Origin of the sequence: Amycolatopsis sp. A133, assembly GCF_031082405.1 — a bacterium.
Taxonomy (GTDB): domain Bacteria; phylum Actinomycetota; class Actinomycetes; order Mycobacteriales; family Pseudonocardiaceae; genus Amycolatopsis.
The window spans coordinates 1-9,792 of sequence record NZ_JAVHJU010000052.1 but is presented as its reverse complement, the minus strand read 5'-3'; the positions used below and the strand labels follow the sequence as shown (position 1 = coordinate 9,792).

Sequence of the window (9,792 nt, the reverse complement as noted above, 5' to 3'; positions counted from 1 at the left end):
AGACGACGTTCTGCGACTCGACCGTCTTCAGCGTGCTGGCCGAGGTCTTCCTCGACGCCGGCGCGCGGAACGTCCCCCTGGTAAGGCGGGTTAGAACCCGCCTTACCACTCACGACCAGGTGCGGCAGACCCGCTAACGCACCGGTTGCAGCTCGCGGCCGTCGTACTCCTGCCGCGCCGAGCGGATCCGGTCGAAGTTCGCCTGGGACCACGTGCTCAACGCGATCAGGTGCGCCCCGACCTCCGAACCCATGTCCGTCAGCGCGTACTCCACCGTCGGCGGGGTCGTCGGGTAGACCGTGCGCGTCACGAAGCCGTCGCGCTCCAGTTGGCGGAGGTTCTGGGTCAGCATCTTCTGGCTGATCCCGTCGACCGCGCGGCGCAGCTCGCCGAAGCGGTGCGGGCCGCGGGCCAGCGCGCCCAGCACCAGGGCCGTCCACTTGTTGGCCAGCAGGTCCAGCACGTCGCGGCACGGGCAGTTCCGCAGGTACACATCCCAGGGTCCGCCCTGGTCGCAGGTGGTATCCATCAGGTACCTACGATACAAGCAAGTGCCTTCTGGCGAAAAGTGACGAAGGACCCGAGGATGGAGGCGACCCCGAAATCCGAAGGAGAGAACCGATGCGCATCGTGACCCAGCAGGCACTCGGCGGGCCGGAGGTGCTCCGCGTCACCGAGGCACCGCGACCGGAGCCCGGGCCGACCGAGGTCCTGGTGCGGGTGCAGGCCGCCGGGATCAACCCGGTCGACTGGAAGGTGCGGGCCGGCGGCGGGTTCCTCGGCGAGCCGCCGTTCACCGTCGGCTGGGACGTCGCCGGCGTCGTCGAGGAGGCCGGCTTCGGCGCGACCGGCGTCCGCGAGGGCGACGAAGTCCTCGGCATGCCGTGGTTCCCGCGGCCGGCCAACGCCTACGCGGAGTACGTCACCGCGCCCTCGCGGCACTTCGTGCGCAAGCCGGCCGGGCTGTCGTTCGCCGAGGCCGCCGCGCTGCCGCTGGCCGGGCTGACCGCCTGGCAGGGCCTGGTCGACGTCGGGAACGTCCACAGCGGACAGCGCGTGTTCGTCGACGCCGCCGCGGGCGGGGTCGGTCACCTCGCCGTGCAGATCGCCAAGGCGCGCGGTGCCCACGTCATCGGCACGGCCAGCGCGGGCAAGCACGGCCTGCTGCGCGAGCTCGGCGTCGACGAGCCGATCGACTACCACGACGAGAACGCGACCACGTCCGATGTGGACGTCTACTTCGGACTCGTCGGCGAGGAGAGCGACCTGCGCTGGCTCCCCGCGATCAAGCCCGGCGGCCTGCTGATCGGCGTGCCCAGCGGCGTCGGCGACCGGGTCGAAAAAGCCGCCGAGGCCAGGAAAGTGCGCACGAGGCGGATCCTCGTCGAACCCGACCGCGGCGGGCTGACCGGCCTCGTCGAACTGGTCGAAGCCGGTCAGCTGAAGGTCCGCGTCGAGCAGACCTTCCCGCTCGAAGACGTCGCCAAGGCGCACGAGCTGGGTGAATCGGGCCGGGTGTCCGGCAAGCTCGTGCTGACCGTCTAACCCCGGGCGAGCACCTGGGGCAGCACGGTCGTGAGCCCGGTCCAGTCCGCGGTGACCACCGACGCGTGCTGCTTCGCCAGCTCGGCGACGCGCTGGTTGGCCTGGTCGACCGTCGGGTTGTGGGCGTCGATGGCCGGCGCGACGTTCTGCGCGTCGGTCATCACCACGTAGTAGTGGTTGGCGTCGTACCACCACGGCCCGGTCTGGGTCACCCACGCGTTCGCGTCGCCGTCGAAGACGACGAACCACGGCTTGAGGTCGGCGGTGTACTTGTCCCGCGGGTCACCGCCGGCCGCGCCGTGCACGGTCGGGAAGATGTTCGCGTCGCCGATGCGGCCCGCGTTCTTGAGCCCGGCCAGGTACCGCGCGTACTCGACGTCGGTCTTCAGCGTGTCGGTCGGGTTCCCCTCCTCGACCGTGCCGGGGATGATCTCGGTGATCACCCGGCCCCGCAACGCGTCCACCGACGGCCAGTTGTCCGCTTTGGCCGCGTCGTCGAGCGTGCCGTAGCCGCCGAGCAGCTCGGCCGGGCGGAACGCGACGCTGCCGAGGTGCGCCCGGAACGTGGCGTCCAGCTCGTCCGGGCCCAGGCCGGTGTTGTCCGAGAAGCCCGTCTTCATCTCCAGCTTGAGCGTGATCGGCGGGTGCCCGGGGTGGGCGGCGAGCCAGATCCGGATGTCGTCGAGGCAGTACTCCAGGTTCTTGTTCTTCCCGCCGGAGTACAGCTGCGACGCCGAGGTGGCCGCGACGCAGTTGTTGTTGTTCCCCAACGGGTTCGAGTGGCTGACCTTCCACTCGTGGGTGAAGAAGTCCGGCCAGACGTCGAGCTCGATCAGCGACGACCCGGCGTCGAGGGCCCGGGCGAGGTAGTCGTAGGCCGCCGGGTCGTACGTGTTGTGCACGCCGACGGTGGTGACGTGGGAGAGCTTCGGGCTGTCCGCGTTCGCCGCCGTCGCGCCGGAGAGCGTGAGCGCGGCCGTGAGGAGTGCCACCGAGAAGAGCTTCATCCAGGCTCCTTCGAACGTGAGTAACCTTCACAATGTCCCACCGTGGTTGACTGTTGATGAAGCAAAAGAGGCTGATTGGCCTAGACCAGAAGTCGGGAATCCACCATGACGACGAGCCTGCCGACCGCGTTGACCATCGCCGGGTCGGACTCCGGCGGTGCCGCCGGGCTGCAGGCGGACCTGCGCACCTTCCTGACCTGCGGCGTGCACGGGCTGGTCGCGGTCACCGCCGTCACCGTCCAGAACACCCTCGGCGTGCACGACCGCGCCGACCTGCCGCCGCACATCGTGGCCGGGCAGATCGAAGCCGTGGCCGCGGACATGGGCGTCGGCGCGGCCAAGACCGGCATGCTGGCCTCCGCCGAGATCATCCACGCGGTCGCCGCCGCGTGCGACAACGCCGAAATCGGCCGGGACGCGAAGATCCCGTTCGTCGTCGACCCGGTCGCGGCGTCGATGCACGGCCACCCGCTGTTCGACGAAGCCGGGCTCGTGGCGCTGCGCGACGAGCTGCTGCCGCGCGCGACCGTGCTGACCCCGAACCTCGACGAGGTCCGGCTGCTCACCGGGATGACGGTGACCGACCGCGAGGGCATGCACACCGCGGCCGTGGTGCTGCACCGGATGGGCCCGCGGTACGTCCTGGTCAAGAGCGGGCACCTGCAGGCCGACCCGGAATGCGTGGACCTGCTGTTCGACGGCTCGACGTTCGTGGAGCTCCCGGGGCAGCGGTACCCGACCCCGCACACGCACGGCGCGGGCGACACGATGGCGTCGGCGCTCACCGCGGGCCTGGCCAAGGGGATGTCCGTGGTCGAGGCGGCGCGCTACGGCAAGTGGTTCGTCTCGCACGCCGTCGAGCACGCCTACCCGATGGGCGCGAAGGTCGGCCCGGTCTCGGCCTTCTGGCGGCTGGCTCCCGAAGAGCGCTGAGCGACCACCTCGTTACCATCCCTGCGGTTACCGATCCTTGACCGAAGCAGGGGGTGCCCTTGACCGGGCGCGAGCGGGTGGCGAAGGTCCTCGAAGGCCGCCGCTTCCAGAACTTCATCATCGCCGTGATCGTCTTCAACGCGGCCACCCTCGGCATGGAGACGTCCACGTCGCTGATGGACGGGTACGGCGACCTCCTGCACGTCCTCGACCACCTCGCGCTGGGCATCTTCGTCGCCGAGCTGCTGGCGAAGTTCTACACCTACCGCGGCAGCTTCTTCCGCGACAGCTGGAACGTCTTCGACCTGCTGGTGGTCGGCATCGCGGTGATCCCGGCGACCGGGCCGTTCGCGGTGCTGCGGTCGCTGCGCGTGCTCCGGGTGCTGCGGCTGATCTCCGTCGTGCCGTCGATGCGGAAGGTCGTTTCCGGGCTGCTCGCGGCGATCCCCGGCATGGCGTCGATCGCCGCGCTGCTCGCGCTGATCATCTTCGTGGCCGGCGTGATGGCGACGAAGCTGTTCGGCGCCATCGACCCCGGCGACTTCGGCGACCTCGGCACGTCGCTGTTCACCCTGTTCCAGGTGATGACCGGCGAGGCGTGGCCGGACATCGCGAAGACGATCATGGAACAGGCGCCGATGGCCTGGATCTTCTTCGTCGTCTACATCCTCGTGTCCAGCTTCGCGGTGCTGAACCTCTTCATCGCCGTCGTGGTCAGCGGCATGGAGGACGAGCTGCGCCAGGACATCCGCGAGGAAGAAGCGAAGCAGGCCGAAACGCAGGCCGCCGCGAACCAGGAGATCCTCGATGAGCTCCGCGCCCTGCGTGCGGAGCTCGCCGAGCTGCGGCAGAACGCGGCTTAGTCGTCCGCGATCAGGGCCTCGAGCGCGGGGATCGCCGCCGTCAGGGCTTCGCGGTGCTCGGGCGAGAGCCGGTCGAGCCGCCGGTTCAGCTCCTGCACCCGGGTCGAGCGGACGCCGGAGACGAGCCGCTCGCCCTCTTCGGTCGCCTTCGCCAGCCACGCCCGCCGGTCGACCGGGTCGGACTCGCGGCTGACGTAGCCGGCCTCGACCAGGGACGCGATGATCCGCGACATGGTCGCCGCGGCCACGCCCTCCTTGGCCGCGAGGTCGCCCAGCCGGAGCTGGCCCGCGTGCACCAGCGTCGCCAGCGCCGAGATGGCGCCGTGGCCGGGCCCCGGCACGCCGGCCTGCCGCAGTGACCGGGAAAGCCTGCCCACGGCGAGGTACAACCTGCCCGAGACGTCCTGGACCGATGTGCTCGTCACGGCTGGCTCCTTCTGCCCTCACCCCGCCGCGGCTGCGCCGGAAAGTGCCGTCCACCTTACGGGTCCGCGGTCACGGTCGGCGTTAAGCCACCCACGGCGTTATATCGGGGCTTCGCACCGGGCCGGGGGCTCCGCCACCCGGAGCCCCCGAAAGCAGCAGTTCACCGGGGTGGGCTCGACGCCTTGGCCCAAAAGCGCTGCGGCACGCGCCCGGCCTCGCGAGCCAGCCGTCCGGCGACGACGCCCGCCCGCATCGCCGCCGCCATCCGCTCGGGATCGGCCGCCCGGGTGACGGCGGTGGAGAGCAGGACGGCGTCGCAGCCGAGCTCCATCGCCAGCGTCGCGTCCGACGCCGTGCCGATTCCGGCGTCCAGGATCACCGGCACGCCCGCCCGCGCGACGATCAGCTCGATGTTGTGCGGATTCCGGATGCCGAGGCCGGTGCCGATCGGCGCACCCAGCGGCATCACCGCGGCGCAGCCGGCCTCCTCCAGGCGCAGCGCGAGCACCGGGTCGTCGTTCGTGTAGGCGAACACGGTGAACCCGTCGGCGGCCAGCCGTTCGGCGGCGTCGAGGGTTTCGATCGGGTCGGGCAGCAGTGTCCGGTCGTCGGCGTGCACCTCGAGTTTGATCAGGTCGGTTTCCAGCGCCTCGCGCGCGAGCTGCGCGGTGAGCACGGCCTCGGCGGCCGTGCGGCAGCCCGCCGTGTTCGGCAGCAGCTCGATGCCGAGCCGCTTCAGGAGTTCGAGGACGCCGGAGCCGCCTTCGGCGTCGGCGCGGCGCATGGCGACGGTGGTCAGCTCGGTGCCGGACGCGACCAGCGCGCGTTCCAGCACGGCGAGGTTGGCCGCGCCGCCGGTGCCGATGATGAGCCGGGACGTCAGCTTGCAGGCGCCGATGACCAGCGGTTCTTCGTCCATTTTCAGCCTCCCTGGACCGCGGTGAGCACGTCGACGCCCGCGCCCTTGGGCACGGGGGTGGCCGGCCAGTCGGCGCGGCGGACGACGACGCCGTCGACCGCGACGGCGATGCCGGGCCGCTGCCCGCCGGTGGCGTCGAGGACGTCGGCGACGGTTGCGCCGTCCGGGAACTCCGCCCACTCGCCGTTGAGCTTGATCTCCATCACACGTGCTCCTTCTGGTGCAGGCGGGCGGGGGACGCCGCTTCGGTGCCTTCGGGCGGTTTGTCCCCCTCGAGCCAGGCGACCACGGCGTCCGCGGTCACCGGGGCCATCAGCAGGCCGTTGCGGTGGTGCCCGGTGGCGGCGAAGACGCCGTCGTCCAGGACGCCGAGGTACGGCAGCGCGTCCCGGCTGCCGGCCCGCAGACCGGCGGCGATCTCGGTCAGCTCGTACTCGGTGATCGCGGGGAAGACGCGTTCGGCACCCTCGATCAGCTCGCGCACGCCGCGGGCGGTGACGGCCTGGTCGAAGCCCGCCTCGTACTGCGTGGCGCCGAGGACGAGCTCCTGATCGCCGCGCGGGACGAGGTAGATCGGGCGGCCCTCGACGACGGCCCGGACGGTGTGTGCGGGCGGCGGCAGGCACCCGCGGCGGGGTTTGAGCCGGAGGATCTCGCCCTTGAGCGGGCGGACGGCGCCGGCGAGCTGCGGGTGCAGCCGTCCGGTCCAGGCGCCGGCGGCGAGGACGACGGCGCCGGCGTCCGGGATCCGTTCGACGCGCTCGCGGACGAACCGGACGTCTCGTTTCTCGCAGGCCGCGTAGAGGGCGTTGAGCAGTTTCCGGTTGTCCACGGCCAGGTCACCGGGTACGTGTAGTCCACTTCGGACGGACCCGATGCCGGGTTCGAGCCGCCGGGCCTCCCGGCCGGTGAGCAGCTCGGCCGCGCGGCCGAGGGAGCGCAGGTGGCCGGCGAGGATGTCGAGGTGCCCGGCGTCGGCGCTGTCGAAGGCGACGACGAGCGTCCCGTGCCCGGCCAGGCCGGGGTCGAGGCCCTCTTCCGCGAGGTCGCGGGCGAACTCCGGCCAGCGTTTCAGCGACTCTTCGCCGAGGCGGAGGACGTCCTCCTCGCCCGGCCAGGCCTCGGTGACGGGGGCCAGCATGCCGCCGGCCAGCCAGGACGCGCCGCCGCGGACGGGTTCGGGGTCGTAGAGGGTGACTTCCCGGCCGGTTCGCGCGGCTCGCCACGCCGTGGACAGGCCGATCACGCCGCCGCCCACCACTGCCAGGTTCGTCATGGAATCACGCTCCCTGCGCCGGCATGACCCGGATCAGGTTCCACGGTCGGAGCGGCAGCTCCCTCTCAGCCCGTGCCTCGGGCTCCCGTGCGGACGCGTCCAGCCTAACGCGCCGGGTACGGTCGCCGCTATGCCCGCCCTTTCCGGTGACAAGATCCGCGCCCGCCTCGACGCGGCGCGCCTGTACCTGTGCACGGACGCCCGAACCGACCGCGGCGACCTGGCGTCCTTCGCCGACGCGGCCCTCGCCGGCGGCGTCGACATCATCCAGCTGCGCGACAAGACCGGCGCCCTGGAGGCGGCCGGCGAGATCGCGGCGCTGGAGGTGCTGGCGGAGGCGTGCGCCCGGCACGGGGCGCTGCTCTCGGTGAACGACCGCGCGGACGTGGCGCTGGCGGTCGGAGCGGACGTGCTCCACCTGGGGCAGGACGACATCCCGGTACCGCTGGCCCGCCGGATCCTCGGCGACGAGGTGGTGCTCGGCCGGTCGACGCACTCGCTGGACCAGGCCCTCTCCGCGGCCGCGGAGCCCGGGGTGGACTACTTCTGCACGGGCCCGTGCTGGCCGACGCCGACAAAGCCGGGCCGCCCCGCGCCCGGCCTCGAGCTGGTGCGCGGAACGGCGGCCTGGACCCCGGACCGGCCGTGGTTCGCGATCGGCGGCATCAACGGTTCCCGGCTCGGCGAGGTGCTCGACGCGGGGGCGTCGCGGATCGTGGTGGTCCGGGCGATCACCGAGGCCGAGGACCCCGAGGCCGCGGCGCGGGAACTGCGGGCCCGGCTGTCCTGAGAGCCGTGGAGGCCACCCGGCGGGGTGGCCTCCACGGGCTCACGGGGCCGGCGTGGCCGCCGCGCCCTTGCTGGTCGGCGGGGTCGCCGTTGTCGCCGGGGCCGAGGTCGAGGGCTGCTGGGTCGTCGTGCTCGGCGTGTTCGTCGGGGTCTCGGACGACGTGGTCGGCGGGGTCGGCGGGGTCGAGGTGTCCGCCGGGGTCGTGCTCGTCTCCGTCGGGGACACCTGGGTGTCGTCCGTGCCGGGAGCCGGTGTCGTCGCCGGGGTCTTGTCCTGGTGGCCACCGCCGCCGGTGAAGATCTTGCCGATGCTCGAGCCCGTGCCGCCGCCGATCTGCGTTCCCGTCGCCGACTCGAAGCCGACGATCGACAGGATCGCCACCGCGAACGCCGCCACGCTCGTGCTGATGATCAGCGGCCAGCGCAGCTTGCGCAGCCGCGCCGACAGCCGTGACGGCTCCTGCTCCGGCGGTTTCAGCTGGACCGTCGGCTGCTCGGTGATGTCGACCGCCGGCCCCCGGCGGCGGATCCCCGACGTCGCCAGCTGGCGCGCCTTGAGGGCCGCCTCGCGGGTGCGCTGCAGCGAGCGCAGGTACAGCTCGCTGCCGACCGTCGACACCACGCTCGCGACGCCGGCGCCGACCACCGTGCCCGCGACGCCCAGCGTCGAGCCGAGCAGCGCCGCGGTCACGGCCGCCAGCGCCGCCGCCAGGACCTGCGCGATCCGCAGGCCCGACTTGTCTTCCTTCTCTTCCGAAGCCGCTACGTTCTCCTTGCTCATGATCCCGATCTAGGTAGTCCGTGTTCTCCCCTGTCCAACGTCTAAGGCGCGTGAGGCACTCCCCTCGTTGCCACAGCGTGAGGAGGACCACTCCGTCTGTCCATATTAGACACTCCATGTCGAACGTTTTCTTGACATACTCGGCACATGGAACTGGTGACGATCTCTGACATCGAGGCCGCCGCGAAGCGCGTCGAAGATGTTGCCGTGCGCACACCCCTGCTGCTCCAGACGTGGGATCCCCGCGGGACCCTGTGGCTCAAACCCGAAAGCCTGCAACCGGTCGGTGCGTTCAAGGTGCGCGGCGCGTTCAACGCGATCGCGGCCCTCGACGACGCGGCCCGCGCCCGCGGGGTCATCGCGTACTCGAGCGGCAACCACGCGCAGGCCGTCGCGTACGCCGCGCAGCGGTACGGGGTGCCCGCGGTGATCGTCGTGCCGGACGTCGCGCCGCGGATCAAGGTCGAGGCCACCCGGGCGTACGGCGCCGAGGTCATCGAGGTGCCCATCGGCGAACACGAGGGGAAAGCGCGCGAATTGGCCGCCGAACGCGGGCTGACCCTCGTCCCGCCCTTCGACCACGCGGCCATCATCGCCGGGCAGGGCACCGCCGGCCTGGAGATCGCCGAGGACCTGCCGGACGTCGAGGTCGTGCTCGTCCCGATCAGCGGCGGCGGGCTGGCGGCCGGCGTCGGCACCGCGATCAGGGCCCGGTGCCCGCGGGCGCGCGTGATCGGCGTCGAGCCGGCGTGGGCCGCGGACGTCGCCGACAGCCTCCGGCAGGGCGAGCTGGTCCGCTGGCCGCAGGCCGACCGCGCCCGCACGATCGCCGACGGCCTGCGCTCCGAGCCGTCCGAGCTGACCTTCGCCCACCTGCGGGAAGTCGTCGACCAGATGGTCACGGTCACCGAGGACGAGATCCGCGAGGCCGTGCGCGTCCTCGCCCGCAAGGCCCGGCTGGTGGCCGAGCCGAGCGGCGCGGTGACAACGGCGGCGTACCTGTCCCACGCCGACGAGCTCCCGGCCGGCAAGACGGTCGCGCTGGTCTCGGGCGGCAACGCGGATCCGGCGCTGTTCGCCGAGATCCTCGCCGGCTAGGAGGTCCCCAAGCGCCCCAATGTGGCGTTCGGTGCGTCAGACGCACCCAATGTGGCGTTCGGTGCGTCAGACGCAACCAACGCCACATTGGGGTTGTTTCATCGTGGTTTGTGCTGGTCAGGCTGTGGTGATGGAGGGTGGTATCGCTCAGGCGG

The 9,792-nt window shown here is 71.8% G+C and carries 12 protein-coding genes and 1 riboswitch; of the genes, 5 read left to right on the top strand and 7 right to left on the bottom strand.

The annotated features are described in order from the left end of the window. Positions 1-133 precede the first annotated feature (133 nt). Positions 134-529 carry a helix-turn-helix domain-containing protein gene (locus Q5425_RS31475; protein WP_308675975.1) on the bottom strand — a complete coding sequence of 132 codons (396 nt, stop codon included), beginning with the start codon at positions 527-529 and terminating at the stop codon, positions 134-136. Positions 530-621: 92 nt separating this feature from the next. Here Q5425_RS31475 and Q5425_RS31470 point away from each other — a divergent pair, with 92 nt between their 5' ends. Then, positions 622-1,545 (top strand): NADP-dependent oxidoreductase, encoded by a 924-nt coding sequence (locus Q5425_RS31470; RefSeq protein ID WP_308675974.1) that lies wholly within the window; start codon positions 622-624, stop codon positions 1,543-1,545. Here Q5425_RS31470 and Q5425_RS31465 read toward each other — a convergent pair. After that, on the bottom strand, positions 1,542-2,552 hold the full coding sequence (locus Q5425_RS31465; RefSeq protein WP_308675973.1) for a phosphatidylinositol-specific phospholipase C domain-containing protein: 1,011 nt from the start codon (positions 2,550-2,552) through the stop codon (positions 1,542-1,544). The two genes, Q5425_RS31470 and Q5425_RS31465, sit on opposite strands and share 4 nt — an antisense overlap. A 105-nt stretch (positions 2,553-2,657) precedes the next feature. Here Q5425_RS31465 and thiD point away from each other — a divergent pair, with 105 nt between their 5' ends. Then, a complete protein-coding gene (thiD, locus tag Q5425_RS31460) occupies positions 2,658-3,485 on the top strand; it encodes a bifunctional hydroxymethylpyrimidine kinase/phosphomethylpyrimidine kinase (protein ID WP_308675972.1) in 828 nt (275 codons plus the stop codon). 59 nt (positions 3,486-3,544) lie between these two features. Next, positions 3,545-4,348, top strand: a complete 804-nt coding sequence (locus Q5425_RS31455) for an ion transporter (protein ID WP_308675971.1) — start codon at positions 3,545-3,547, stop codon at positions 4,346-4,348. On the opposite strand, the gene Q5425_RS31450 is transcribed toward Q5425_RS31455, so the two are convergent. The 4 genes from Q5425_RS31450 to thiO all read right to left on the bottom strand — a co-directional run bounded on the left by Q5425_RS31450 (position 4,345) and on the right by thiO (position 6,969). Continuing rightward, entirely contained in the window at positions 4,345-4,773 is a 429-nt protein-coding gene (locus tag Q5425_RS31450; RefSeq protein WP_003101725.1) for a MarR family winged helix-turn-helix transcriptional regulator, read from the bottom strand. The two genes, Q5425_RS31455 and Q5425_RS31450, sit on opposite strands and share 4 nt — an antisense overlap. A 161-nt stretch (positions 4,774-4,934) precedes the next feature. Next, the gene (locus Q5425_RS31445; RefSeq protein ID WP_308675970.1) at positions 4,935-5,693 is read right to left on the bottom strand and encodes a thiazole synthase; all 759 of its coding nucleotides are present in this window, start codon (positions 5,691-5,693) and stop codon (positions 4,935-4,937) included. Positions 5,694-5,695: 2 nt separating this feature from the next. Further along, positions 5,696-5,896 carry a sulfur carrier protein ThiS gene (gene thiS, locus Q5425_RS31440; RefSeq protein ID WP_308675969.1) on the bottom strand — a complete coding sequence of 67 codons (201 nt, stop codon included), beginning with the start codon at positions 5,894-5,896 and terminating at the stop codon, positions 5,696-5,698. Further along, positions 5,896-6,969 (bottom strand): glycine oxidase ThiO, encoded by a 1,074-nt coding sequence (thiO, locus tag Q5425_RS31435; RefSeq protein WP_308675968.1) that lies wholly within the window; start codon positions 6,967-6,969, stop codon positions 5,896-5,898. The genes thiS and thiO overlap by 1 nt, the downstream gene beginning before the upstream one ends. Then, positions 6,963-7,068, bottom strand: a riboswitch (TPP riboswitch). It overlaps the preceding gene by 7 nt. Positions 7,069-7,099: 31 nt before the next feature. Between thiO and thiE the strand changes: the two genes are divergently transcribed. Further along, positions 7,100-7,759 carry a thiamine phosphate synthase gene (gene thiE, locus Q5425_RS31430; RefSeq protein WP_308675967.1) on the top strand — a complete coding sequence of 220 codons (660 nt, stop codon included), beginning with the start codon at positions 7,100-7,102 and terminating at the stop codon, positions 7,757-7,759. A 39-nt stretch (positions 7,760-7,798) separates the two neighbouring features. Here the strand turns inward: thiE and Q5425_RS31425 are convergent, their stop codons facing one another. Next, positions 7,799-8,539: a hypothetical protein gene (locus tag Q5425_RS31425; protein ID WP_308675966.1), complete on the bottom strand. Its 741-nt coding sequence runs from the start codon at positions 8,537-8,539 to the stop codon at positions 7,799-7,801. A 147-nt stretch (positions 8,540-8,686) separates the two neighbouring features. Between Q5425_RS31425 and Q5425_RS31420 the strand changes: the two genes are divergently transcribed. Beyond that, positions 8,687-9,637: a threonine/serine dehydratase gene (locus Q5425_RS31420; protein ID WP_308675965.1), complete on the top strand. Its 951-nt coding sequence runs from the start codon at positions 8,687-8,689 to the stop codon at positions 9,635-9,637. Positions 9,638-9,792 lie beyond the last annotated feature (155 nt).

What these genes read in the sequence shown, in the direction of transcription:
- Q5425_RS31475 (WP_308675975.1), bottom strand. Translation starts at nt 529, where the DNA reads ATGGATACCACCTGCGACCAGGGCGGACCCTGGGATGTGTACCTGCGG.
- Q5425_RS31425 (WP_308675966.1), bottom strand. Translation starts at nt 8,539, where the DNA reads ATGAGCAAGGAGAACGTAGCGGCTTCGGAAGAGAAGGAAGACAAGTCG.
- thiE (WP_308675967.1), top strand. Translation starts at nt 7,100, where the DNA reads ATGCCCGCCCTTTCCGGTGACAAGATCCGCGCCCGCCTCGACGCGGCG.
- thiS (WP_308675969.1), bottom strand. Translation starts at nt 5,896, where the DNA reads ATGGAGATCAAGCTCAACGGCGAGTGGGCGGAGTTCCCGGACGGCGCA.
- thiO (WP_308675968.1), bottom strand. Translation starts at nt 6,969, where the DNA reads ATGACGAACCTGGCAGTGGTGGGCGGCGGCGTGATCGGCCTGTCCACG.
- Q5425_RS31465 (WP_308675973.1), bottom strand. Translation starts at nt 2,552, where the DNA reads ATGAAGCTCTTCTCGGTGGCACTCCTCACGGCCGCGCTCACGCTCTCC.
- thiD (WP_308675972.1), top strand. Translation starts at nt 2,658, where the DNA reads ATGACGACGAGCCTGCCGACCGCGTTGACCATCGCCGGGTCGGACTCC.
- Q5425_RS31445 (WP_308675970.1), bottom strand. Translation starts at nt 5,693, where the DNA reads ATGGACGAAGAACCGCTGGTCATCGGCGCCTGCAAGCTGACGTCCCGG.
- Q5425_RS31470 (WP_308675974.1), top strand. Translation starts at nt 622, where the DNA reads ATGCGCATCGTGACCCAGCAGGCACTCGGCGGGCCGGAGGTGCTCCGC.
- Q5425_RS31420 (WP_308675965.1), top strand. Translation starts at nt 8,687, where the DNA reads ATGGAACTGGTGACGATCTCTGACATCGAGGCCGCCGCGAAGCGCGTC.